The sequence below is a fragment of the Geobacillus sp. FSL W8-1251 genome, assembly GCF_038005945.1.
In the GTDB taxonomy this organism is placed as follows: Bacteria; Bacillota; Bacilli; order Bacillales; family Anoxybacillaceae; genus Geobacillus; species Geobacillus stearothermophilus.
Genome location: NZ_JBBOUF010000001.1, coordinates 1,147,674 through 1,171,889, shown reverse-complemented (window position 1 = coordinate 1,171,889; position 24,216 = coordinate 1,147,674). Strand labels below are relative to the sequence as shown.

Below are 24,216 nucleotides of genomic sequence, written 5' to 3'. Positions count from 1 at the left end.
TAAACATAAAGGACAGCATGTCGGGAGCCCTTCAAAAAACTTACGCCAGTGTAAGTTCGTTGAAGGGAAACCGACCGGTGTCTGTTGCACAGCGGGAGATCTTCAAACAATCGCCTCACGATTGGTTGAAGGTAAACCGGCTATGGGCAATCTATAGGCAATGGTGCGGCCTTTTTGGTCGCGTTGCCTGATTGACATAGCCGGTTTTTTCTTTTTTCTCCCGAACGAAGACAAAGGACGAGGGGAGGAGAATGTGATGGCAGCACAATGGTTCATATGGGGATGGCTCGCCGCAGTGGCCATCGTTTTCATCAGCGCAGCCGCATGGCTGCATCCGCGCATGCCGGAGCGGTATGTGCATGTGCACGTCTGGCTGTTGCTTCTTCCGGGAGCGGCGGCTGCCGCCGGATGGATCGGCGCCGGCAACGCAGAGGCCGGGCCGTGGCGGTTTGATGCGGTCAGTTGGTTGGTGGCCGTCTATATTTCACTTCTCAGTTGGGCGATTCAACGGTTTGCCGTTCGCTATTTGCATGGCGACCGCGCTTACCGGCGCTATTTTTCCTTGTTGACGTGGACGGTGTCGGCCGCTTCTCTGACATGGGCAAGCGGCGACATGCGCCTCGTTGCCGTCTGCTGGGGGCTTCCATTGATGGGCCTTGTGGCGTTAACGGCATTGAAAAAAGAATGGAGGCCGGCGCAGTTTGTCGCCCGGCAAATGGCGGTCGTGTTCAGCCTGAGTTGGCTGGCCGTCGTCATCGCTGCCGTCTGGCTCGGAACGGCGGCCGGCGAATGGCAGCTTGCTTCTGCGCTGTCGGCGGAGCGCCTTGCCCGCCTAGACGCCTGGGAGAAGGCGGTGATGAACGGACTGCTTATTTTGGCCGCCATTATCCCGGCTGGACAATGGCCGTTCCATCGTTGGCTGATGGAATCGGCGGTGACGCCGACGCCGGTGTCGGCGGTGATGCATGCGGGGCTCGTCAATGCCGGCGGGCTGCTGCTTTGGCGCTTTTCCCCGCTCTTTAGCGGGACGGGGGCGCATATCGCATTGTTTGTGATCTCCTTTTGCTCGATTTTGATTGGTATGGGCATTAGTTTGGTGCAGGCGGACTATAAACGCCAGCTGGTCGCGTCCACGATGGCGCAAATGGGAGTTATGCTTGTGCAATGCGCCCTCGGCGCCTACGGGGCGGCGGTTGTGCATTTGGTGCTGCACGGGCTGTTTAAAGCGACGCTTTTTCTGCAGTCCGGTTCGGTTGTTCCGAGGATCGGCCGGCCGGGATTCCAACGAGGAAGCGGGTCATGGCAGGGAGGTCTTCTCCTTGGCGTGCTGCTTGGGGTGTCTTTTTGGTTCGCTTCCCCGAATGAACAGGCCCGCCTGCTGAGCGCGCTTTTGCTTGGGGCCTCGGCGGCGGTCGCTTGGGGACGGCTAGCCGATTTCCGCGAAGGCCGCTGGATGGGCCTGGCGGCGGTGGCTGTGTTGGCGTTTGGTTCGGAAACGGTGCGCCATCAGTTTTTGACGCTGCTCGGCCAGGGGGAAGCGACGGTTTTTGTGCCGCCTGCCGCGTTTGAATGGACAGTAGTCGTCTTGTTTGCGATGGCGGCATTGACCGCCGCCTGGCTGGCAAACCGGTGCACATCGGCGCTTGCCGTTCGGGTGTATATGCATCTCGTTCATCTCGGGGAGCCGCGCCCAGCGGCTATGGAGGCGCATCCCCGTTATTTGGCATCCTATCTGAAGGAGGGAATGGCTCATGAGTAAAAGTGCAATGCCGCTTGAACGGCTAACGGGGGAATCGAAGCCCACCGGCGCAGAAGCCCTCCCGCTTGCTATGCTTGTCAGCGAAGCGGCAAAGGCGGTTGCGCCGCTTTGGCCGATTTCCGCCTTTATCGCCCGCCATCCGTGGATGGGGCTTGAAGAGCAGACGTTTGCCGACGCAGCCGACCGCCTGCAGCAGGCGCATGGAATTGATTTGTATCCGCCGATGGCGGTTTTCCATGCGGCGATGGCAAAAGGGGAGATTGACCTTGTATTCGTCGAGCGGCGGCTGCAGCGTTGGCTTGACAACAAGCCGCTCCCGGTGCGGCGCCAAGAAGCAGAGCGAATGTGCCGCGCCCTCCTTTGGAATGAGACGGTGCCCAAGGAGGCGCTTCGTCTGCCGGAACTGGCGGAGCTGGCGCATGCGGCGGCATGGCGTCCGGCGGCTGTTCGGACGGCGGGCGCCGCGTTGCACGGCGTAAGCCAACGCCTTGACCAACAAACCGTCAAATGGTGCAAACTGTTTTATGGTTCGAACACGGCGCCATGGGCGCTTCCACATCGTGAGCTGGGGTTTTACGGAGCATGGCGCCGGCTCATCGCCGCCGACCCGGCGCTCTCGAAAGAGGAACGGAAGCGGCTTGCCGATTGGCCGCACGACGGGGAAGAGGCGCTGCGTCAAGCGTTGATGAAGCTTGGCGTACAGGAGGAAGAGACCGCCGCTTACTTGGAGGCGCATTTGTTGGCGTTGCCCGGCTGGGCTGGCATGGTTGTATGGCAGTCGCGCCGGACGGGCGACGAATTGCGGGGATTGATTGACTATTTGGCGGTCCGTCTGTCGCTTGAATGGACGCTTGTGGCGCCATATTTGCCGCTTGAACGGGAGGATCATGCGGACATCGGCGCTGCTCTTTCACTGTTGGCCGCTTGGCTGCATTGGGGAGGGATGACGCTGGAAGACTGGCGGAACCTGTCCGGCAAAGAGCAGCGCGCCCGGTTGGCGTTTATCGATCGGTTTTGGCGAATTGACCGGTGTCATCTTTGGCTTGAAGCGTGGGAAGATACGTATGAAGCGAAATTGAAAGAAGCGGTATTGGCGCATCAGCCGATGGATGAGACGAAGAAGGCGGTAGCGCAGCTATTGTTTTGCATCGACGTCCGTTCCGAGCCGTTCCGCCGCCATTTGGAAGCGGCCGGACCGTTTGAAACGTATGGCTGCGCCGGCTTTTTCGGCTTGCCGATTCAAACGCGCGCACTTGACAGCGATGACGCTCACCCGTCATGCCCGGCGATCGTCGCGCCGCAGCATGAAATCAACGAAACCGCCGCTTTGGAAGCGGCGCGTCCGTACCGTCGCCGGCGCGATGCATTCCGCTTTGTCGGCCAGACGTTTAAAAAGATCAAACAGCATATGTTGGCCGGCTTATTGCTTCCGGAAATGAGCGGACCATGGCTCGGCCTTCATACCTTCGCCCGCAGCGCCGCGCCGGCTTGGGCTGGCCGGGTCGTCCGCCAGGCGGAAGCGGCAGCCGAACATAAGCCGAAGACGGACTTGTCGCTCCACCGCCATGGAAAGGATGAATCGTCTGGACTGCCGATCGGCTTTACAACCGAGGAACAAGTGCAATACGTGAAGCAGCTGCTCGTCAACATTGGCTTGACGTCTTCGTTCGCTCCGCTTGTGGTTGTTTGCGGCCATGAAAGCGAGACGGCCAACAACCCGTACGCTTCGGCGCTCGATTGCGGGGCGTGCGGTGGTGCGGCCGGAGCGTTCAACGCCCGCGTATTCGCCGCGTTGGCCAACTTGCCGGAAGTGCGCGCTGGACTGGCGGCTGAAGGGATCAACATTCCGGATGAAACGGTGTTTGTCGCTGCGGAACATATTACGACCGTCGATGAAGTCCGCTGGCTTGATATGCCGCCGTTGTCCGCAGCGGCTGAGGCGGCGTTTCGACAGCTGAAGCAGGCGCTTGGCGAAGCGAGCCGCCGTGCGAACGCTGAGCGGATGGCAAAGCTCCCCCATGTCGGACAGACGCCGCGCGATCCGGTGGCGGAAGCGCAACGGCGCGCCATTGATTGGAGCGAGATCCGTCCAGAATGGGGATTGGCCCGGAACGCTGCGTTCTTGATCGGCCGCCGCAAGTTGACAAAAGGAAAGGACTTAGACGGCCGGGTGTTTTTGCATAGCTACGATTGGCGCGAAGATCCGACCGGTGAGGCGCTCGCCGGCATTATCGCCGGGCCGGCGACCGTCGGACAATGGATTAACTTGCAATATTACGCTTCAACAGTCGCACCGCACTACTACGGGAGCGGCGATAAAACGACCCAGACGGTGACCGGCGGCATCGGCGTCATGCAAGGGAACGGGAGCGACTTGTTAGCCGGCTTTCCATGGCAGTCGGTCGCCGCGTCCGATCGCGAACTGTTTCATGCCCCGCTTCGGTTGCTTGTCATCATCGAAGCGCCGTCCTATTATATCGAGCAGCTGCTCGACAGAAATGAAGAGTTTCGTCGCAAAGTGCAAAACGGTTGGCTCCGTCTCGCCTCGATTGACCCAGACAGCGGGGCGTGGGTGAACTGGGAGGCAGGCCGTCTTGCATCAAGGCAGAAGCGCTAAAAAGCAACGATTTGCCGCTTGCCGAGTTTGCTTGGCGGGCGGCTTTTTTTGCTGCCTGCCAAACGAGGCAGGGAAAATAGATGTACGCCGCGAAACAAGATAATAGTTGGTATAACAGCAACAAGAAAGACGAGGAAAGAGGGAAAGCGGATGAAAACGCAGTTTATCGCCGGCCATGCGCGGCTGCCGGCCGGAATGGCGGCCAAAAGCCTTTACGATACGCTGACGATTACGGCGGAAATTGATAAAAAGTACGGGGGGATCGTGGAGGCATCATGCACACTGGCTACTGAATGAACAGGGACTGGGGCAACGGATAAGTGAGACACCTGGATGTCGCCGTAAATTTTTTTATAGCGGTCAACAAATTGCTCTTTGCCGACTGTTTTTTTCGTTTCTTCTGAGAGCATGTCGTACATTTTCGCAAATTGCTGTTTCGTCCAGTAGGAGGTGTACGTTTTTAATGCATCGTGCGGCGATGGCGGTTTGCTGCAGGAGAAAAGTGTGATTGCTAAAAACGAAATGAGAGCCAACACCCAACGAACATTCCCTATATGTTTCCAATCCCCCTTTTTCTGTTCTCTTTCCACTATATCATGGACAGGAAATATGATCCAACGAAAAGGATGATAGGAAAACATTGCTGTCCAAGGCCAAAAGGGGCAACATTTGCCTGCGTTCAGATATAATTAGAGAAAGGGGAAACGATGACGCAAAGGAAGTGATGATGCATGTTCCGCATTTTAGTGACGGCAGACGCCAATTATCTTCCACCGCTGAAAGTGCTTATGTATTCGTTATTTTGCAATAACCGGCGCCCGTTTACATTTTATTTGCTTTATTCGCGCATTGCGGAGGAGGAGATTCGGGCGCTTAGTGATTTCGTTCGCAAGCAAGGGCATGAACTGGTGCCAATTTATGTCGACCCGCAGCTGTTTCATGATGCTCCGGTGTTTCGCCACTATACGGCTGAGATGTACTACCGGCTGGCGGCGCATTTGTTTCTTCCGCCCGATGTCGACCGGGTGCTGTACTTGGATCCGGACATTGTCGCCATCAATCCGATCGATGAGCTGTATGAGATGGACTTTGAGGGGAACTGGTTTATCGCCGCCGAGCATACGCATTCGACCAAAGTGGCTAATTTGTTCAACAAACTTCGCTTGAAAACGCCGAATGCGAAAGGTTATTTCAACACGGGCGTCATGATGATGAACATCGCGGCGATGCGCGAACACGTCCGGCTCGCGGACATTTACCAGTTTATCCGCGACAACCGGTTTAAGCTTGTCCTTCCTGACCAAGATGTGCTCAATGGGCTGTATTGGGACAAAATCAAACCGGTCGATGGCTACCGTTACAACTATGATGCCCGTTATTACGATTTTTTGCAGCTGTTGCCCAACCCAAAACATAATTTGGCGTGGATCGAGGAAAACACCGTCTTTATTCATTATTGCGGCAAAGAAAAACCATGGAAAGACAATTACAAAGGGGAGCTCGGCCTCTTTTACAGGCGATACAGCCAAGTGCTCGAACCGGCGGGGGAGGCGGCGACATAACGGTGCGGTCTGCACAGGAAAGAGGTGTCCCATTGAAAGGACACCTCTTTCCGTTACCGTTTGCGCTCTTGCCGGCGGATGCCAGCAGCGGCCGCGCGCGCCTGCGCCTCGAGGTCTTCATGGTCGGCAAATTCCGCCGAATATTCGACGTCAATGCCGTCAGATTTCAATTGTTTGGGAACCTGCGGCAAAGTTGCTTTGTTTTTGTCGCGCGTCCGTTGTCCGCGAGATCGGCCCATCGTCCATGCCCCCTATAAAGAAGTGTGAATCGTACGATTCATTCATTAGCATGGCATGGACGGCGCCGCCATATAAATAGCAATCATTTCTAATGGCGCGCTTTTTTGGCAGTGTAACCGCCCGCTTGGTCCGCCATTTTAAAATCGCGGGCATAGCTTACTTCTTGGGCGCTTGTCAACGTATGCTTCACTTTTTCGCGTTTTCGTTTTTCCTCCATCGCTCGTTCCCTCGCTTTGCATGATATGCCTTTAGTTCCATTTTGGACGAGGCCAGCCGTTTTTATGCATACATAAATAAAAGAGGATGTCCGAACGGACAGCCTCTTTTTCGATCGTCATGCGTCCTTCCGCGCTTACGCTTCTTTTCGTTGTTCCTTTTCCAGCGTAAAGGAGGGATGGCGCATCGTATAAAGCGTGTAGTTGTCTTTTGTAATTTCGTACAAATTGTATACATCCGCGCCGATTTGCTCGAGCAGCGCCCGCCGCGTTTCATTGGCCGGCGTGACGTACGGCAGTTTTTCCGCCGCTTTGATCGAGCGCACATTGACTTTGCGGATGCGCAAAAACACCGTTTCGATGGAAAGCTCATAAAACAGTTCGTGGAAAAACGCTTCCTTGGCGCGCTGATTGTAGCCGCGCCCGTGGTACGGTTTGCCAAGCCACGTTCCTAAAAAGCCGGCGCCGTCTTGAATGTCAAAGAGGCTGATCGTGCCGATTGGGTTTCCCCATTCGTCTAAAATCGTGCGCGAAATCAATTCGCCGCGTTCTTCCGCCTCCATGAGCTGTTTTGTCATGAATAAAAACTCTTCGTACGAGCTGGCTTTTTGGCGCACGAAAGGGAAGACGTCCGGATGCACCATCAGCTCGTACAGCGCATGGCAGTCTTGCAGCTCGCGTTTTTTCAACATGGCCAATCCCTCCTTTGGATGCCGAGGGCAGCCTCCCAGCGGGAACCCACTAGAACCAGCGCGAGCGCTGGTGGCGCACCATTTACCTTCCCCTTATTCCTGTCCGTATGCGGTTATGAACCACAACTGCCCTGAAGTCTTCTTTATCATACACGATTAGATGAAAAAAGGGAATTGCTTTTTTGTTAATTTTTTTGGATATTTTTTGTCAGCCTTGCGGCAAAAACAAATCCGTGAGACAATCTTCTAACGTTGGAAACGAAAAGCGGAACCCAGCTTGCAGCAGCTTTTCCGGAATGACGCGTTGCCCTTCGGCAACAAGCATGCTCATTTCGCCGAGGAGAAGGCGAAGTGCCCAGGCGGGAACCGGAAGCCAGTGCGGGCGGCGAAGCAGGCGGGAGACCGTACGACTGGTTTATTTTATGACTTCGCTTTTGGTGTCAGAAGTTCCTGCTTATGATACCATAAAAGATAAGGGGGACAAACAATGGGAACGATTGCCGACATTGTCGCAACCGAACAAAATGCTGAACGATTTTGGATTGTCGTGCACCGTGACGGCGCACCGTCGTTGAGATTGACAGTTGATCAAGATGTATTGCTTCAATTCCGCTTGAAAAAAGGGTTGGAGATCAGCGACGACCTGCTTCAACATATTGTGTATGCCGATGAGGTGAAAAAGGCGTATCAACAGGCGCTTTACTTTTTGGCGCACCGGATGCGTTCGGAGCATGAGGTCGCTGCACATTTGCGAAAAAAAGGCGCTCCGGATTCGGTGATTGATGAAGTGCTCAAAAAACTTCGCGCTGAGCGGTATGTTGATGACGGGGCGTTTGCGGCCGCCTACGTGCGCACGCAAAAAAAGACGGCGGCGAAAGGGCCGCTTCTCATCCGCGCTGAACTGGAACGGCTCGGTGTTTTGGGCTGCTTGATCGAGCAGAGTTTGGCGGAGTATACGTTGGATGAACAGATGGCCATCGCCCGCTCGCTTTACGAAAAGGCGAAAAAACAGCGCCGGGCTGAATCGGCTCGCGCGTTTTTGGAACGGGTGCGGCAGCAGCTGATGCGCAAAGGGTTTCCGCATGAGGTGATTGCCGCCGTTTTGGCGGATGGCGGCGCTCATACTGAACAAGAAGAACGGGAGGCGCTCAGTGTTCAGGCGGAGAAAGCGCACCGCCGTTATGCGCACCACCCGCGGCCGCTTTATGAGCAAAAGATGCGCCAAGCCCTTTATCGGAAAGGGTTTTCACTCGACTTGATCGATGAATGGCTGCGCGGGCAAGGCAGCGGTGAAAACCAAAAAGGGGGATCGTGACCATGAGAGAGGACCAAAAACGGTATAGCGAGATGACGAAAGAGGAGTTGCAGCGGGAAATCGCCGTGTTGGCTGAGAAAGCGCGCAAGGCGGAGCAGATGGGCATGGTGAATGAATATGCTGTCTATGAGCGAAAAATGGCCATGGCGAAAGCGTATATGCTTAACCCTGCTGATTTTCCTCCGGGAGAGATTTATGAAATTGAAGGAGCACCTGGGGAATATTTCAAAGTTCGCTATTTAAAAGGAGTGTTTGCCTGGGGCTGGCGGCTGAAAGGAAACGGGGAGGAAGAAGCGTTGCCGATTTCGCTTCTCCGCAAGCCGAATTTGCCCTCCTCATGACAGGCGGGATCAATTTGCAGCCAGACGGAAAGCGAGTCGAAAGAAAAAACTTAGGGGGAACAACCCCTAAGTTTTTTCGCTACGACTGCTTGCGCGTCTCCCGCTCTAAAATGATGAGGTCGAGCGTTTGCTGCGTTTCACCGTTCACCTGCGAATGAGCGTGTTTCGGATTGGCCCACGGCTGCTGGAACGGATTCGAGTAAAAGTTGTCATAAAATTTTTTGCGCTGATGGTGACTCATGACCGTTCACCTCGCTGCTGAATGTGCCGGGGAGCAGGCGAATGTGTCCATGCTCCCCGGTTTTTCTCTCTTTAGAAGAAGTCGCTGCGCTTGCCTGAAGCGCGCATCCGCTCTTGTGGGTGAGTGTTGGTCGTCCCGTCAGCCCGCTTGGACGCGTATTCCGCTTTGGCGCGCGGCTCGCCTTCGAGCTTGTTGTTGTTTTGGTTCGGGAAGTTGCGTTCCTTATTTCGCACGGCCCATTCCCCCTTTTGAGGCGAGCTCGTGTTGGATGGCCAACACGTATTCTTATTATGAAACGAAGGGCGGCGCTTATGTGTGCAAATTGTTGGATCAAAACAAGCCGCTCTGTCAGTTTGGCGTCACCTCGAGCTTTTTCCGCAGCCTTCCTTCGCTGAAAATCCAGCCCGTGTATGAGCTGACAATGTTGAGGTTGCGGTCTAGCTGAACGACGGCCACGAATGGATAGTATCCTTTGCTCCGGTAGCGCAAATCAGTAAAGCGCACTTCATAATAGTCGTCGTATTCGTTCATTTCCCAACGGTACACCGGGGAAAACGACAAAAAGGCGGCGACGTTTTCATCGCGCTTGGCGGCGTTGATCACCGGGTGGTCGGGAAGCGGCCGTTTTTGGAAGCGGTCGAGGATGATGAGCTCGCCGTGTTTGACGCGGGCAACGTAAAATTCGTCGCAGGTTGAAATGGCTAAATGCCATTCGCGCGGCCGCCACGTCGGCACAGTAATGATGTCCGTCACTCCTTGTATAGAGGCGTGCACGAGCTGTTTAATGTTGGCTTGTTCGCGGAAGCGGAACACATAATACGCGGCCACGAGCGCATAAACGACGAGAAACGCATAACCGGGGTGGACGTTGAGAAACAGGGCGCCGACGCCGAGCAAATGAAGCGCAAAAATAACTGGGTCAAACGTATGAACGACGCCAAGGGCGATCCATTTTTTTGTGAACGGGCGCAGCGCTTGCGTCCCGTAAGCGTTAAAAATATCGACAAACACGTGAAAGGCAACAGCCACAAACGTCCAAAGCCAAACGCGGAGCCAGTCCGTTTCCGGATAGACGGCGGCCATGATGCCGACGATCAACAGCGGCCAAATGACAACGGCGGGAATCGAATGGGTGATGCCGCGATGATTGCGAATATATTTGGCGTTATTGCGCAACTTTAAAATTGTATCGATATCGGGTGCCTGTGATCCGGCGAGCGTGCCAATCAATACGGCATGGGATAAAAACGGGTCATGGGCAATGGTGGGGTCGAGCGATGCTAAGCTGCCGAGCGCCACTCCCATCAAAACATGTGTGCCTGTATCCAACGTGAAGGCGCCTCCTTTGTCAGCGTCGTTTGTTAGTATATCCCGTCCGGGGTCGGGCCAATAACCGTTCTCTTGTCCAGTTGGGGCAAACAACGGTATGGCTATTGTATCATACGACGCCGACAGCTGGGGAGGGGCGGAATCACTAAAATTCATTGCCGACGCAAGCCGGCAGCGGATGGTGTTTTGGCAAACAAAACAGCGCCCTGCTTTTGCACAGGACGCTGTTGGTTTTGGAAGAAGAGGTTTCAGTTGTCAGCTTTTTAGGTTTGTCGGCTGCGTTCCTTGGCCATTTTGTGGAAAAGCACGGGCCGCGGAAATCCGGGCTATTGGCGGCCGTCTTCTTTGGCCTCGGGGTGACGGGGTCTGGTTTGGCCGTGGCGCTTGGTTCGAAATACTTGCTGTATTTGTTTTACGGGGTGTTGGGAGGAATTGGGCTTGGCGTCGGATACATTGCGCCGGTGTCGACGCTTGTGAAATGGTTCCCGGACCGGCGCAGGTTGGCTACAGGGATGGCGATTATGGGGTTCGGGTTTGCTGCGGCGATTGCGAGCCCAGCATGAACAAATCGCCTATGTTTCGGCGGCTAAGGAAAGTTGAGAACGATTTCCTTCCGTTTCCCCTCGGCGTGCGGCAAGCCACGCCGAGGGCTTTTTGGTATAATGGGATGGACAATAGGCATCATGGGGGAAGAATAGTGAAAATCACAACGTGGACTAAGCGGTTTCCGGCGTGCGAGTTTCAGCGCGATTTGCTTGACTGGTTCGCCCGGGAGCGCCGCGACTTGCCATGGCGAAAAGACCGAGACCCATACAAAGTATGGGTGTCGGAAGTGATGCTGCAGCAGACGCGCGTCGAGACGGTGATCCCGTATTTTGAAAAGTTTGTAGAACAGTTTCCGACGCTGGAGGCGCTCGCCGAGGCTGAAGAAGACGAGGTGCTGAAGGCGTGGGAAGGGCTTGGCTACTACTCGCGCGTCCGCCATTTGCACGCGGCGGTCAAGGAAGTAAAGGAACGGTACGGCGGGCAGGTGCCGGACGATCCGGAGCAGTTTTCGAAGCTAAAAGGAGTCGGTCCGTACACAGTCGGGGCGGTGTTGAGCCTTGCCTACGGCGTGCCGGAACCGGCGGTGGACGGCAATGTCATGCGCGTGTTGTCGCGCTTGTTTTTCGTGACGGATGATGTTGCGAAACCATCGACGCGAAAACGGTTTGAACAAATCGTCCGCGAGATTATGGCGTACGAAAACCCGGGAGCGTTTAACGAGGCGCTGATTGAGCTTGGCGCTCTTGTTTGCACGCCGCGCCGCCCATCATGCCTTCTTTGTCCCGTGCAAGCCTACTGTCAAGCGTTCGCCGAAGGGGTGCCGGAAGAGCTGCCGGTGAAAACGAAAAAAACAGCGGTCAAACAAGTGGCGCTCGCAGTAGCGGTGCTGGCCGATGATGAAGGACGCATTCTCATCCGCAAGCGCAGCAACACCGGCTTGTTGGCGAATTTATGGGAATTCCCGGGCTGTGAAACAGGCGGGGAAGAAGGGAAAGAGAAGCTCGGACAAATGTTGCATGAGCGGTACGGTTTGCAAATCGAGCTGGCCGAGCCGTTTGCCTCGTTTGATCACGCGTTTTCCCATCTAGTTTGGCGGCTGACGGTGTATCGCGGGCGTCTAGTTGACGGCGGACCGGTGGAAGAGCCGCTCCGGCTCGTGCCAGGCGACGAGCTTGAGTCTTATGTGTTTCCGGTGTCACATCAGCGTATTTGGCGTAAGTACAAAGAACAGGCAGGCGAAGCGCACCGCCTGCATTAGTCAGGCACTGTCATCGTGCCGTTTGTATACGTCGCTTCACGGCGCCCAAGGCCGCCGCGCGCTTCGATTTCTTCGAGAATTTCGCGGTAGATCGTTTGCCCTTCGGCGTTTAAATACGGAGCGATTTGCTGGAATGAATGGTGAAAATGAGCGAGTTCGTCGTCTGTCCATTCCGTTTTCGGGATCATGGACAATTCTGTCATATCGCGGCCAACGTACATAGGCTGCGCCTCCTTCGCGGTGGAATTCGGCTATATTATACGTAAAGGGGCGGAAAAACATGAGTGGAAAAGTAGCGGTCGTGACAGGAAGCAGCCGCGGCATCGGCAAAGCCATTGCGATGCGGCTGGCGCAAGAAGGATATGATATCGTGGTCAATTATGCCCGCAGCAAAACCGCTGCTGAAGAAACGGCTCGTGAAATTGAAGCGCTCGGGAGAAAAGCGCTCGTCGTCAAAGCGAACGTTGGCGATGTCGAGAAAATCCGGGCGATGTTTGCCAAAATTGATGAAACGTTCGGACGGGTCGACGTGCTCGTGAACAACGCTGCCTCCGGCGTGCTGCGCCCGGCGCTGGAACTTGAGGAAACGCATTGGAACTGGACGATGAACATCAACAGCAAAGCGCTTCTCTTTTGCGCCCAAGAAGCGGCGAAACGGATGGAGCGGGTTGGCGGCGGGAAAATTGTGAGTATCAGCTCGCTTGGGTCGATCCGCTATTTGGAAAACTATACGGCGGTCGGCGTCTCGAAAGCCGCTCTGGAAGCGCTGACCCGCTACTTAGCTGTCGAGCTGGCGCCGAAAAACATCGCCGTCAACGCCGTTTCCGGCGGAGCAGTTGATACGGAGGCGTTGAAGCATTTTCCGAACCGCGACGAGCTGCTCGCCGATGCGGCGGCCAACACGCCAGCTGGGCGCCCAGTCAAACCGGACGATCTCGTCAACGCCGTTTTGTTTTTATTATCCGATGCCGCCGAGATGATTCGCGGGCAGACGATTATTGTTGATGGTGGAAGATCTTTGCTTTTGTAGTGTCCACGGATAAGTCCGTCACCTCCGGGGCATAGTAAGGCATGTGGAGGTGAGAACAATGGCCAAACAACCGAACAAAACAGCAGCTGGCACGAACATTCAAGAAGTAAGACAACAAAATGCCCAATCGGCTCAAGCTGCTCAAGCAGGCCAATTCGCAACGGAATTTGCGGCTGAGACGAATGTGCAACAAGTAAAACAACAAAATGCGCAAGCGGAAGCTCGCAAAGCGCAAAATGTCAATCAGTAACCAACGATCATCCATGGCTGACGCCTGGCGGTTGTGACGACGGCGTATGTTGCTACAAGAGCGCAGGCGATAGGCCGAAGATGGAAGGAAAAAGCAGGGGCAGCGCGCCCCTGCTTTTTTTGCGACAAAAACCGCCACTCTTTTGCAAGATTAGCGAAAGGGATTAACGGCTTAAGGAGCGAACTGTTTTGTTAAAGCCAGGAGGCAAAAGGGGAAGGGAGAATGGAGGAAGAATGATGGGGCATGGGTGGATGAATGCCGGGGACGAAGCGCTGTTTTTGCGACATGAGATGGAGCGTTGCGACCAGCTTGCTCGCGAGTTGGACGAGCTCGAACGCGAAGCGCCGACCTCCGCGCTTCGCGAGGAAGTGCGGCGAATGAAGCAGCAAGTCGAAGACATCCGCCGCGCATTTTTCGGACAGATGGCGTCCAGAGCCTAGACGGAGCGCGCCGCTTGGCCGTTCCGGCCTGGGCAAATCGGCCTGCTTTTCTTTTCATTGCCAAAAGAACACGGTATAATACGGTATAATACAGAAGAAAAGCTCCCGTCGGAAAGTGGGGAAGAATGATGCCGGCATATCCTCGGGAAGGGAAAATCATTCAAATCCATAGCTACAAACATAATGGGATGATTCACCGCATTTGGAACGAAACGATCGTGTTAAAAGGAACGCCATCCTATGTGATCGGCGGCAACGACAAGACGCTCGTCATGGAAGCAGACGGCCGGACGTGGGTGACGCGCGAGCCGGCGATTTGTTTTTTTTATGCTAAGCACTGGTTTAACATTATCGCCATGATCCGCGAGGACGGGGTGTATTATTACTGCAATTTAAGTTCACCGTTTGTTTGGGATGAGGAAGCGCTCAAATACATCGATTACGATTTAGACATTAAAGTGTTTCCGGACATGACGTATATGCTGCTCGATGAGGATGAGTACGAACGGCACCGCCGCGAGATGCACTATCCGGATGTGATTGACCGCATTTTAAAAGACAACGTCCATAAGCTTGTCGGCTGGATTCAAGAGCGAAAAGGGCCGTTTGCGCCCGAGTTTATCGACAAATGGTACGCGATGTTTCAAGCTTACCAAAAATAAATAGCGGCGTGAAAAAAGCCTGTTCGGCATCGCTGGCAGGTTTTTTCTGCTTTTCCGTGAAAATCCCCACCACTTGGTGAGTGCGGTATACGCTCCTGATCCGTGAGGGTATACTGAAAATGGCCAAAAAAGGCAATAGGAAAGCAGAGGTGCCCGATTTTAGGCATCTCGTATAACCTGTCTGCCTTTTGGCTAGACTAAATAAGTTGTGGTTGGCGGAACGGCTCTTTGCGGGAGATCATGCAAAAGATGATCACCAACATCCGCCGAGCAATGGCGATGAGGGCTTTTTTCTTCCCGCACCGGGCCGCCAACGACCAAAACTTTCGGGACAAGGGATGCGTCTTGGATCGAGCTGCTGACCATGCCGCCTCGCATAACGCCGATCGGAGATGGGGATTGCCTTTTGTCGTGCGCGTGCTCTTTCGCTTTCCGGCGCTTTCATGGTTGCCGGGGGACAATCCAGTCCATGAAGCCGCCCGTTCCGGCGTTTCAAAGACGCTCATGTCGGTTCCCATCTCGGCGATGATGACGGCGGCGGTTTGTTTTTTCACTCCGGGCATGGTCATCAGCAGGTTCACTTCCTCGCGATACGGCTCGAGCAGGCGGTCGATGTGTTGGTCGACTTCTTCGATGAGCCGCTCCAATTCCTCAACGTGTTTCCACAAGAGGCGAAGGAGACGGAGCTCGTGTTCGGTCAAGGTGCCGAGCAGCGAATCGTACACCGCTTGCTTTTTCTTTTTGAGCCTTCCGCGCAGGCATTCATCCAACTCGTCCTTGTCCACGTATCCCTTCTCCAGCAGCCGGGCGAGGATGTCTTTTCCGGAAACGCCGAAGAGATCGGAGAGGACCGAGCCGAGTTTGACATTGGAAGACTCGAGCACTTTTTGAATCCGGTTTTTCTCCGAAGTCAGCTGTCCGACCCACTTTTTGCGGAGGCGGGTAAAATCCCGCAATTCGCGAATATCCGCTGGGGGGACGAAACTTTTTTCAACGAGTCCATGGCGGAGCAGCTTGGCGATCCACTCGGCGTCCGAGACATCGGTTTTTCTTCCCGGGACATTTTTGATCCGCTGCGGATTGGCCAGTGTCAAGTCGACATAGCCCTCGAGGAAGGCGAAGACCGGTTTCCAATACACGCCGGTGGATTCCATGGCGACATGGGTGACGCCATGTTCTTCGAGCCACTCAAGCAGGTCGCCAAGTCCCTTCGAGAACGTGGAGAAGGTTTGAATGTCCTTTTGAATGTGTCCATCTTCTTCCCATAGCGCGCAGGCGACGATGGTTTCGGCATGAACATCCAATCCTGCGCAGCGAGGATAGATGACATCCATGATGAAAATCCTCCTTTTCGATGATCGAGTGCGCAAACAGCGAATCCACGGGAGAAATGCGGCAGTTTTCCGTTCGTCGTCACCTTTCCTCCGCATCGGGAAAGGGCGGACAATGGGTGGTGCACCCAGTGGATTCAAACACTTTTCCGTACAGGGTCTAAGCCACCATTAAGCATAACGTCCTGTTGAACTGTTTGCGCCTATTCTTCATTATGGGAAGAAAAGGGGGATTTTCATCCCTGGGTGGAGGGCAAACCATTGCCCATGGATCTTTTTTGTCGAAAGAGGCGCGCATGAGGAACTGATGGAAAAGGGAGGAAGCTATTATCATTTGTTGACGATCCAGCAGTTGCAGTAGTAAGCAAAAATATTAAGAAAATGTTGTCTGATGCCAAAGACTTCTTGACCCAAGCACCGTGGACGATGATTTTCCCTGGATTGGCGATCATGCTGACGGTGCTTGGCTTTAACTTAATGGGCGACGGGCTGCGCGACGCGCTTGACCCGCGGATGAAAAATTGAGAGAGGCGGCCTGCTAGGAGCGGCCGCCTGCCGACTTTTCGAGCTGTTTGGCCAATTCGTCATCGTAATGGTAATGGTGAAAACTATCAATTAACTTGTCTAAATGCTCAAGCCGGTCTCCATAATCAATGATGGCGCCGAGTAACGAAAATAGGCGGTAATCGGAAGGTGGCTGCCCGTCGGCGTAAATCATGGAAGCGAGCTGCCCCCGTTCGCGATCGATGCCTTCTGCCCACATGTGATGGGGAAGCGGCTTTGCTTGATGGACAAACTTCAGCAACATTTGCTCGTGATACCCAACCAGGCTGCCAAGGTGCAGGAAGATGGCATGGCGAAACGGGTCGGACAGGCGGCCCAACTCATTCTCAAGGCGGTGGAGCCATTTTAATACGGACAGCGCCCGGTCGGCTGAGGCAATCATTTGCCGGTACAGCACAAGCTTGCGCGACTTTTGGAAGCGTTGGCGTCGAAAATAGGTGCGTTCTTCTTTATACATTAAATACAAGTGCTCCAGTTTCGTCATTTTCTCGTGCAACGTTTCGATCTCGTCCTTTAAGTGATGATGATCGGTCGCCTGCTGTTGACAAAGGCGAATCCATTTCAAAATCGCTTCCGTCTCATCGCGAATTTTTTCGTACAATTTCTTTTCATACTTTGGCGGCAAGAAAATCAAGTTGACAAGAAAGGCGGCGAAAATGCCGAACATAATCGTTAAAAAGCGGATGGCCGCAAATTCGATAAATTGGCGATCCGTGTATTCCATAATGGCAATGACGGTGACAAGCGCCACGGAAATTGTCGACGATTCAAGGCGCATTTTTAGGCAAAGAGCGATCACAATCATGAGCGTCAAGCCGACGACCAGCGGGTCGCGGCCGAGGATAAGAACCGCCGCAATCGCGAACAAGGCGCCGATCACGTTCGCCTGCACTTGTTCGATGAGTGACAAATATGAGCGATAAATGGTTGGCTGCATGGCAAATACAGCGGAAATGCCGGCGAACACCGGTGACGGAAAGTGAAAGAGCGCCGCCAAAAACAAGGCGAGCGCCACCGCGATCCCCGTTTTGAAAATGCGGGCACCGAGCTTCATCTATGGAAACCTCTCCTTTTCCATTTTCGTAGACCATTCAGTACTATACACACTTTTAGATATGAGTGCAAGGAAAAAAATATAAGTGCAAGGAAAAAAATATAACGCCCTGCCGAAATCAGCAGGGCGTGAAGGATCAAAAGGTGATCGGAGCATGTGCATCGCGCCGATTGGAGAGGCGGATTGCCATCTCTTGGAGGAAATGGTCGCCATTCAGCCATTGGGTTCGCCCCGTTGTGGAACGGATGAGCGCCAGCGGCTGGCCGGGAGCGAGCGGTTCAGCATGGCCGCCCTGCGGACGAGAGGCGATGAATACACGGGAGGAATCATCCGTTTTCCAAAGCGCTCCGGCTGTTCCGGCGACCCATACGGCTTCTTGTTCGAAGCTGGCGGCCAAACATGCCGGCAGCTGTCCGATAGACGGCAAGCTGTGTCGTTTGGCCGCGTCGGGCCAAAAGGCAGCTCCGGCTGCCTCGAGCAGGCTGTAACCGTGGTCGTAAATAAGCGTTTCCACAGCGCCAACAGACATTTCCCCGCAATGGACAAGCATGCCGGCTGAACCGAGCCGCTGATGGCAAAAGAAAGACTCCGCCCCATTGGCATAGGCGAACGAAGCGGCTGAGGCGAAAAACGGATGGGATACATCCGGTTCGCGCAACAAATCAGCCAGTGTATAAGCTTGATAGATCACATGAGTGTGGCCGAGCGAAGCAACGCGGACGTGCGGCTCGCGTTCCATAGCGGCCGTCAGTCGAAACAAGCGGTCTGATAACGAAAATACATCGCCTGGCAGCATGGCGATTTGCCAAAACAAGGCGCTTTCATCTGCGGATGGCCGGATGGTTTCGAACAGAAGAATGAAGCCGAACTGTTTGCACAATTGGCGAAGGTGCGCCCGAACCCGCTCAGCGTCAGCGGAAGGCGCAACGTGTATATGGCCGACGGTGAAATAGCTGTTTGTTGCAATTTCCGGATTTTGTCCAGCATTCGCGAGTTTTTCCATCCATAGTTTGCGCGGGATGTCCAGCTGAATCGCAGCGTTTCCTTTTGCGCCCCATTGGGCAAGCGCCTGAAGGACAGTTTGGACATGTTCGTTGGTCGGGATGTTCCGCTTTTCCATTGCCGCCAACAGTATGGCGCCGCGTTGGTTCGCTTCGTTTGCCGAACGATATGTACGTTGCTCCATGTATACTTAGGCGCGGTCGGGAGGGCGTTCTCCCCTCGGCGCCGGTCACCTCCTCCACTGCTTGCTGGATGAAAAATACGAGTCTTAATTTTCAGAATTTGATGTTTATCATATCATGCAGGCAGGTGGAAATCAATGACCCTTTCCTGTTCTCCTTCTTTGTTCACAAAATTGTCAACAAATGCAGTGAAAACAAAACAGCGCCTGCCTGACGCGGGCGCTGTTTGACGAGGGGGACGGAGGCGCAAGCGCTTATAGCTGCCGAAACGCCTTGCCGACCGCCTCGATCGTATAGGCGATGTCGTCTTCTGTATGGGCGAGGGTGATAAACCATGCTTCATATTTCGATGGCGCGAGATTGACCCCTTGTTTGAGCATGAGCTTGAAAAATTTCGCAAACAACTCGCCGTCGCTGCGCTGGGCTTGCTTGTAGTTTTCCACCTTTTCGTCCGTGAAGAAGACGGTGAGCGCGCCTTTTAAGCGGTTGACGGTCACCGGCAGGCCGCATTGGCGAGCATGGGCAAGGATGCCCTCTTCCAGCATGGCTCCCAATCGGTCGAGATGCTCATAGACGCCCTCTTGTTTCAACACCTCAAGGCAGGCGATGCCCGCAAGCATCGATGCCGGGTTGCCGGCCATCGTCCCGGCCTGGTACGCCGGTCCGAGCGGAGCGACTTGTTCCATAATGTTCTGGCGTCCTCCGTACGCCCCAATCGGCAGACCGCCGCCAATAATTTTCCCCATCGCCGTCAAGTCGGGCTCCACACCAAGCAAGTTTTGCGCTCCGCCGTACATAAAGCGGAAGGCGGTGATCACTTCGTCGTAAATGACGAGCGCCCCTTCCTTGTGAGCAATCTCATTGATCGCTTCTAAAAAGCCCGGTTTTGGTAGGACGATGCCGAAGTTGCCGACGATCGGCTCAACCAATACGGCGGCGACTTGTTCGCCCCAAACATTCATCGCTTCACGGAATGAGTCGACATCGTTGTATGGCATGGTAATGACTTCTTGGGCGATGCTTTGCGGCACGCCGGCTGAATCCGGCGTCCCCAACGTCGATGGCCCCGAGCCGGCGGCGACAAGTACAAGGTCCGAATGGCCGTGGTAGCAGCCTTCGAATTTGACGATTTTGCTTCGTCCGGTGTAGGCGCGGGCGACGCGGATTGTCGTCATCACCGCTTCCGTCCCCGAGTTGACAAAGCGGACTTTCTCAAGCGACGGAATCGCCTCTTTCAACATCTTCGCAAATGTAATCTCATGCGGCGTCGGCGTGCCGTACAACACACCGGTCTCGGCGGCGCGGCGGATGGCTTCCGCGATGTGCGGATGGGCATGCCCGGCGATGATCGGTCCGTAGGCGGCCAAGTAGTCGATGTACTTGTTTCCATCCACATCCCAAAAATACGCCCCTTGCGCCCGCTCCATCACGACTGGGGCACCGCCGCCGACCGCTTTGTATGAGCGAGACGGGCTGTTCACCCCGCCAACGATGTGCTGGAGCGCTTCTTCATACAATTGCTCCGATTTTGTCCATTGCATCGCTTCATCCTCCTGTCCCCGATGACTTCCTCTTTATTTTACCATAGCGCGCACACTTGTCTGGAAAAACAAAAAAGGTGAAAATAGCAACGATTTATGTATAATTGCAACATAGGAGAAGGGCGGATGACGTCCTTTTTGATGTTGATGTGATGAAGAGGCAGGAGGAGAACGATGAACGCCATCGAAGTAGAACAATTGCGCAAAGAATTTAAAGTGCACAAAAGCCGCTCCGGCCTCGTCGGAGCGTTTCGCGATTTATGGACGCGCCGTTATGCGACCATCCGGGCGGTGGACGGCATTTCGTTTGCGGTCAGGCAAGGAGAGATCGTCGGCTATATTGGCGAAAACGGCGCCGGCAAGTCAACGACGATCAAAATGTTGACCGGCATTTTAACGCCGACATCCGGGCGCATTGTCGTCAACGGGATGAATCCGCATAAAGAGCGGGAGAAATTTGTGCGGACGATCGGCGTCGTCTTCGGCCAGCGCTCGCAATTATGGTGGGACATCGCCGTGCAAGAATCGTTTCGTCTGTTAAAAAAAGTATACCGCGTCCCCGATGAGCAATATCGCCGTCATATGGGCGAAGTCATCGAGATGCTAGACATCGGTCCGCTCCTTGACAAGCCGGTGCGCAAGCTGTCGCTTGGCCAGCGGATGCGCTGCGAGCTCGCCGCCGCCCTCATTCACAACCCGCCGCTGTTGTTTTTGGACGAGCCGACCATCGGTTTGGATGTGCTGGTGAAACTGAACATCCGCCAGTTTTTAAAGCAATTGAATGAACGGTATGGCACGACGATCCTGCTGACGACGCACGATATGTCAGACATTGAAGCGCTTTGCGAGCGGGTGATTATGCTTGATGAAGGGAAAATCATTTATGACGGTTCGCTCGGGCAGTTGAAAGAAAAATGGGGCCAAGGAAAACGGATTTCGTTTACATTTGTTGAAGAAGCCACCCTCGTTGCCTTGCAGGAGCTGACAACTGGATTGGATGTTAATTGGAAACAAGGTGAACAGCCGAACGTTTGGGTGGCGCACGTTCCATCAGGAGGCGTGCCGGAAGTCGTCAGCCGCGTCGCCGCCCGCTATCCACTGCAAGACATCCACATTCATGAAGTGCCGACGGAGGAGATCATCCGCAATATTTATCAAGAAGGTGCGGCTAATGGGTAAGTATGTCGAGATGATCCGCATCCGCTTTTTAATGATGCTTGCCTACCGGACAAACTATTATACTGGCATTTTGATTTACGCCATTAACATCTCAGCGTATTACTTCCTTTGGTCGGCTATTTATGGCGGCAAATCATCGATGCAAGGGATGTCGCTTGGGCAAATGACGACGTATGTCGCCATTTCCTGGCTGGCGCGGGCGTTTTATTTTAACAACCTTGACCGCGAAATCGCGATGGAAATCCGCGATGGAAAAATAGCGACGGAACTCATCCGTCCGTACAGCTATTTAGGGATGAAAGCGGTGCAAGGGCTTGGCGAAGGGCTGTTCCGATTGTTCTTCCTATCGTTGCCGGGGTTGCTGGTTGTATCGCTCTTTTTGCCGCTCGAGTTTCCGGAACACGCCAAAACATGGCTGTCTTTCGGCTTGTCGCTTCTATTCAGCTTTATCATCTTTTCGGAGCTGAACTTGCTTGCGGGAGTCGTGACATTTTTTACGTTCCGAAATGAAGGGCTGCTGAGGGCGAAACGGTTTATTATTGATCTATTTTCCGGTCTGATTTTGCCGTTGTCGTTTTACCCGGATTGGGCGCAACAGCTCATGGCGTATATGCCGTTTCAAGCCATCAGCTACATTCCAAGCATGATCATCACAGAAAGTTTTCAAGGAGCTGCTGTCCGTGATGGCCTGCTTCTGCAGGCGGCATGGTCCGTGCTGTTATGGTTTCCGATTGTGCTGTTATGGCGGGTGGCGAAAAAACGGCTCGTTGTGCAAGGGGGGTAGACTTTGTTTTACGTATCGTTTTTTTTTCAATATATGGCCCAGTACATGAAGACAAAATGGCAATACCGCGCGGATTTGCTGATTGAATGGTTGTCCGACTTCATGGCGCAGGCGGTCAACTTGGTGTTCTTGCTCGTCGTGTTTGGCCATACGACGCTGCTTCACGGTTGGTCGCGCGATGAGATGTTGTTTATTTACGGCTTTTTCCTTGTGCCGTACGCCGTATTTGGCGCCTTTTTTAATCTATGGGATTTCAACGAGCGCTACATTGTTCAGGGAGAAATGGATCGCGTGTTGACGCGCCCGGTTCACAGCCTGTTCCAGATCATTTTGGAGCGGATGGAGCTCGAATCGTTGCTTGGCGCTGTGCCCGGGCTGATCATTATGCTGTATGCCGGCAGCCGCTTGTCTCTTTCATTTCATTGGTATGATGTCTTCGTGTTTATTTTGCTTGTGATTGGCGGTGCATTGATTTACGCCGGCATTTTCATTTCACTGGCGACGATCAGTTTTTTTGCCGACGCCCGCACATCCATCATGCCGATGATGTACAACATCAGCAGCTACGGCCGCTATCCGGTCGATATTTATCACCGCGTCATCCGCTATATATTAACGTGGGTGCTGCCGTTTGCCTTTGTCGGCGTTTATCCAGCTTCGTATTTTCTCCATAAGCAGGAATGGTATGGTTATGCGTTTTTGACCCCGGTTGTCGGCATGTTGTTTTTCATCATCGCCGTGATGCTCTGGAACGCCGGGGTCAGGAGGTACCGCGGGACGGGGAGCTGAGTGCTCCCGTTGTTTGCCGCGGCGTCTGTCATGAAATGGACAAACAATAGTCAAACAATCGCCACAATCGCGCATGCATTGCGGTGCGCCTTTCGCGTAAAATATTTATATGAAAGTGTTCGCATCACGAGTGTTGATTATCCAAAATTATACATACGCCTTCCATAAATTTGGGCATACTCAAACAAAGCAGCGGCCATCCCGGATTTCCAATCGAGAGGAAGCTGCCCAGAGAAAAAACGGCGAACGAACGAAATGAAGGAAAGAGAGACGTTCGTCTGTTTTTTGGTTTGATCATACAGCCATCGCAGCAACACATACGCGATGAACGCCGCAAACAGTTGGTTGTATACCGCATTTTCCGTCGTGCCAAACAAGGTCGGGACATTCAGATATTGCTTCACCCAACGGAAAAAGACCTCAACAGTCCAACGTTGTTGGTACATGTCGGCAATGGTTTCCGCAGACGCATGGAAGAGGTTCGTCACGACCCGAATGTCGCGGCCATTCGCATCTCGAAAGATCACTACCCGGTGACGCTTGGTGGAGCGGTATTGTTTCGTTCCCAACTGGCACGTGAAGTCGGCTTGAACCGATGAAGATGCGCTCGGAAGGCGGTTCAAGCTTTTTTTCTGATGAAGTTCGATGTTGTCCTTCATCCGAATGACAAAGAGCTGATGCTGCTCCACAAATCGATCGAGGCGTTCGATTTTGAAATACGCCCGGTCTTCCACGAGCACTTGTTGAGCGTTCGTCAACTGTTCTCCCACCGGGCCATCATGACGCAGTCCGATGGTTTCCACCACGTCTGCCGGCAACGAGGATTCCGGCGAATACGCGACGTGCAGCTTCACTCCGGCGCGTTCGCCGTGATACGGAGCCCATGGGAGGCGGTTTTTCCCGACCGTGACGGTCGTCGAATCCACCACCCGAAGCGGTTTGGGAAACCGAAGCGAACGGCGGGTTTGGCGGTTGCACTTGGAAATGATCAACGCCAACAAGCGTTTCATGATGTCATAGGGAACTTCTTTCGCTTTCTTGGATACTGTGGAATAATGGAATCGCGGCAATCCATACAGAGGCCCCACATCGGCTCCGTGGCGAAAGCTTTTCCATTGATGCATGGCGGCCAGCAGGAAGAAGTGAATCAACTCGCGCAACGTAAAGGTTCGAGACGAATCACGATACCCAACCGCTTCGGCAATCAGTTGAATCTCTTCATCCGAAACAAGTTTTTGCATCAAATTCGGGAGTGTGGTATGCTTGTTCATAGAGAGCACCTCCTGGGTTTGT

25 protein-coding genes and 5 pseudogenes are annotated in these 24,216 nt (G+C 54.0%); 16 read left to right on the top strand and 14 right to left on the bottom strand.

The window, feature by feature from the left end; translation table 11 throughout:
- Positions 1-256 precede the first annotated feature (256 nt).
- The 3 genes and pseudogenes from NSS88_RS06230 to NSS88_RS06220 all read left to right on the top strand — a co-directional run.
- Positions 257-1,759 carry an NADH dehydrogenase subunit 5 gene (locus NSS88_RS06230; RefSeq protein WP_055358385.1) on the top strand — a complete coding sequence of 501 codons (1,503 nt, stop codon included), beginning with the start codon at positions 257-259 and terminating at the stop codon, positions 1,757-1,759.
- Positions 1,752-4,376, top strand: a complete 2,625-nt coding sequence (locus tag NSS88_RS06225; RefSeq protein WP_055358386.1) for a DUF2309 domain-containing protein — start codon at positions 1,752-1,754, stop codon at positions 4,374-4,376. The genes NSS88_RS06230 and NSS88_RS06225 overlap by 8 nt, the downstream gene beginning before the upstream one ends.
- Before the next feature lie 150 nt (positions 4,377-4,526).
- Positions 4,527-4,670 (top strand): annotated as a pseudogene (locus NSS88_RS06220) (DUF3870 domain-containing protein); the annotation flags it as partial.
- A gap of 44 nt (positions 4,671-4,714) precedes the next feature.
- Here the strand turns inward: NSS88_RS06220 and NSS88_RS06215 are convergent.
- Positions 4,715-4,795: pseudogene (locus NSS88_RS06215) on the bottom strand (hypothetical protein); the annotation flags it as partial.
- Positions 4,796-5,107: 312 nt separating this feature from the next.
- Here NSS88_RS06215 and NSS88_RS06210 point away from each other — a divergent pair.
- Positions 5,108-5,938, top strand: a complete 831-nt coding sequence (locus NSS88_RS06210; RefSeq protein ID WP_055358388.1) for a glycosyltransferase family 8 protein — start codon at positions 5,108-5,110, stop codon at positions 5,936-5,938.
- Between the two features lie 53 nt (positions 5,939-5,991).
- Here the strand turns inward: NSS88_RS06210 and NSS88_RS06205 are convergent, their stop codons facing one another.
- The 4 genes and pseudogenes from NSS88_RS06205 to NSS88_RS06190 form a co-directional block, all read right to left on the bottom strand.
- Positions 5,992-6,177, bottom strand: a complete 186-nt coding sequence (locus NSS88_RS06205; protein WP_033009876.1) for a YfhD family protein — start codon at positions 6,175-6,177, stop codon at positions 5,992-5,994.
- Between the two features lie 89 nt (positions 6,178-6,266).
- A complete protein-coding gene (locus NSS88_RS06200) occupies positions 6,267-6,395 on the bottom strand; it encodes a YfhE family protein (protein ID WP_080706560.1) in 129 nt (42 codons plus the stop codon).
- Between the two features lie 135 nt (positions 6,396-6,530).
- Complete coding sequence (locus NSS88_RS06195; RefSeq protein ID WP_055358389.1) at positions 6,531-7,085, bottom strand: GNAT family N-acetyltransferase; 555 nt, start codon at positions 7,083-7,085, stop codon at positions 6,531-6,533.
- Positions 7,086-7,293: 208 nt separating this feature from the next.
- Positions 7,294-7,491 (bottom strand): annotated as a pseudogene (locus NSS88_RS06190) (DUF1731 domain-containing protein); the annotation flags it as partial.
- An 81-nt stretch (positions 7,492-7,572) separates the two neighbouring features.
- Here NSS88_RS06190 and recX point away from each other — a divergent pair.
- Both recX and NSS88_RS06180 read left to right on the top strand, forming a co-directional pair.
- A complete protein-coding gene (recX, locus tag NSS88_RS06185; protein WP_033009880.1) occupies positions 7,573-8,400 on the top strand; it encodes a recombination regulator RecX in 828 nt (275 codons plus the stop codon).
- 2 nt (positions 8,401-8,402) lie between these two features.
- Positions 8,403-8,741 carry a YfhH family protein gene (locus tag NSS88_RS06180; protein WP_033009882.1) on the top strand — a complete coding sequence of 113 codons (339 nt, stop codon included), beginning with the start codon at positions 8,403-8,405 and terminating at the stop codon, positions 8,739-8,741.
- Positions 8,742-8,820: 79 nt separating this feature from the next.
- Here the strand turns inward: NSS88_RS06180 and NSS88_RS06175 are convergent, their stop codons facing one another.
- From NSS88_RS06175 to NSS88_RS06165, 3 genes are all read right to left on the bottom strand, one after another.
- Positions 8,821-8,982 (bottom strand): YpzG family protein, encoded by a 162-nt coding sequence (locus NSS88_RS06175; protein ID WP_080706561.1) that lies wholly within the window; start codon positions 8,980-8,982, stop codon positions 8,821-8,823.
- 71 nt (positions 8,983-9,053) lie between these two features.
- Complete coding sequence (locus NSS88_RS06170) at positions 9,054-9,215, bottom strand: small, acid-soluble spore protein K (protein WP_033009883.1); 162 nt, start codon at positions 9,213-9,215, stop codon at positions 9,054-9,056.
- A 115-nt stretch (positions 9,216-9,330) separates the two neighbouring features.
- Complete coding sequence (locus tag NSS88_RS06165) at positions 9,331-10,311, bottom strand: metal-dependent hydrolase (protein ID WP_033016701.1); 981 nt, start codon at positions 10,309-10,311, stop codon at positions 9,331-9,333.
- Between the two features lie 155 nt (positions 10,312-10,466).
- Between NSS88_RS06165 and NSS88_RS06160 the strand changes: the two are divergent.
- Positions 10,467-10,868 (top strand): annotated as a pseudogene (locus tag NSS88_RS06160) (MFS transporter); the annotation flags it as partial.
- 146 nt (positions 10,869-11,014) lie between these two features.
- On the top strand, positions 11,015-12,115 hold the full coding sequence (gene mutY / locus NSS88_RS06155) for an A/G-specific adenine glycosylase (protein ID WP_341085356.1): 1,101 nt from the start codon (positions 11,015-11,017) through the stop codon (positions 12,113-12,115).
- On the opposite strand, the gene NSS88_RS06150 is transcribed toward mutY, so the two are convergent.
- Entirely contained in the window at positions 12,112-12,336 is a 225-nt protein-coding gene (locus NSS88_RS06150; RefSeq protein ID WP_033016704.1) for a hypothetical protein, read from the bottom strand. The two genes, mutY and NSS88_RS06150, sit on opposite strands and share 4 nt — an antisense overlap.
- Before the next feature lie 59 nt (positions 12,337-12,395).
- Between NSS88_RS06150 and fabL the strand changes: the two genes are divergently transcribed.
- The 4 genes from fabL (at position 12,396) to ntdP (ending at position 14,497) form a co-directional block, all read left to right on the top strand.
- Positions 12,396-13,145, top strand: coding sequence for an enoyl-[acyl-carrier-protein] reductase FabL (gene fabL / locus NSS88_RS06145; RefSeq protein WP_033016705.1), 750 nt, complete (start codon positions 12,396-12,398; stop codon positions 13,143-13,145).
- Positions 13,146-13,203: 58 nt separating this feature from the next.
- Entirely contained in the window at positions 13,204-13,395 is a 192-nt protein-coding gene (locus tag NSS88_RS06140) for a gamma-type small acid-soluble spore protein (protein ID WP_033016706.1), read from the top strand.
- A 236-nt stretch (positions 13,396-13,631) separates the two neighbouring features.
- A complete protein-coding gene (locus tag NSS88_RS06135) occupies positions 13,632-13,835 on the top strand; it encodes a YgaB family protein (RefSeq protein WP_230581390.1) in 204 nt (67 codons plus the stop codon).
- A 128-nt stretch (positions 13,836-13,963) separates the two neighbouring features.
- Entirely contained in the window at positions 13,964-14,497 is a 534-nt protein-coding gene (gene ntdP / locus NSS88_RS06130; RefSeq protein ID WP_033016708.1) for a nucleoside tri-diphosphate phosphatase, read from the top strand.
- 197 nt (positions 14,498-14,694) lie between these two features.
- On the opposite strand, the gene NSS88_RS06125 is transcribed toward ntdP, so the two are convergent.
- Entirely contained in the window at positions 14,695-15,831 is a 1,137-nt protein-coding gene (locus tag NSS88_RS06125) for an IS110-like element ISGka2 family transposase (protein WP_064213609.1), read from the bottom strand.
- A gap of 375 nt (positions 15,832-16,206) precedes the next feature.
- On the opposite strand from NSS88_RS06125, the pseudogene NSS88_RS06120 reads away from it, so the two are divergent.
- Positions 16,207-16,353, top strand: a pseudogene (locus tag NSS88_RS06120) (ABC transporter permease); the annotation flags it as partial.
- A 13-nt stretch (positions 16,354-16,366) separates the two neighbouring features.
- Here the strand turns inward: NSS88_RS06120 and NSS88_RS06115 are convergent.
- From NSS88_RS06115 to NSS88_RS06105, 3 genes are all read right to left on the bottom strand, one after another.
- The gene (locus NSS88_RS06115; protein WP_049624097.1) at positions 16,367-17,446 is read right to left on the bottom strand and encodes an FUSC family protein; all 1,080 of its coding nucleotides are present in this window, start codon (positions 17,444-17,446) and stop codon (positions 16,367-16,369) included.
- A gap of 136 nt (positions 17,447-17,582) precedes the next feature.
- Complete coding sequence (locus tag NSS88_RS06110; protein ID WP_049624098.1) at positions 17,583-18,632, bottom strand: glutamate synthase; 1,050 nt, start codon at positions 18,630-18,632, stop codon at positions 17,583-17,585.
- A 252-nt stretch (positions 18,633-18,884) separates the two neighbouring features.
- Positions 18,885-20,171 (bottom strand): glutamate-1-semialdehyde 2,1-aminomutase, encoded by a 1,287-nt coding sequence (locus NSS88_RS06105; RefSeq protein WP_341083600.1) that lies wholly within the window; start codon positions 20,169-20,171, stop codon positions 18,885-18,887.
- A gap of 174 nt (positions 20,172-20,345) precedes the next feature.
- On the opposite strand from NSS88_RS06105, the gene NSS88_RS06100 reads away from it, so the two are divergent.
- From NSS88_RS06100 to NSS88_RS06090, 3 genes are read left to right on the top strand one after another with little or no spacing between them, the layout of a single operon-like run.
- Complete coding sequence (locus NSS88_RS06100) at positions 20,346-21,350, top strand: ABC transporter ATP-binding protein (RefSeq protein ID WP_047817807.1); 1,005 nt, start codon at positions 20,346-20,348, stop codon at positions 21,348-21,350.
- Positions 21,343-22,134, top strand: a complete 792-nt coding sequence (locus tag NSS88_RS06095; protein ID WP_049624101.1) for an ABC transporter permease — start codon at positions 21,343-21,345, stop codon at positions 22,132-22,134. The genes NSS88_RS06100 and NSS88_RS06095 overlap by 8 nt, the downstream gene beginning before the upstream one ends.
- A 3-nt stretch (positions 22,135-22,137) precedes the next feature.
- Positions 22,138-22,923, top strand: coding sequence for an ABC transporter permease (locus NSS88_RS06090; RefSeq protein ID WP_341083597.1), 786 nt, complete (start codon positions 22,138-22,140; stop codon positions 22,921-22,923).
- Between the two features lie 137 nt (positions 22,924-23,060).
- Here the strand turns inward: NSS88_RS06090 and NSS88_RS06085 are convergent, their stop codons facing one another.
- A complete protein-coding gene (locus NSS88_RS06085) occupies positions 23,061-24,194 on the bottom strand; it encodes an IS4-like element IS5377 family transposase (protein ID WP_341083596.1) in 1,134 nt (377 codons plus the stop codon).
- Positions 24,195-24,216: the final 22 nt, after the last annotated feature.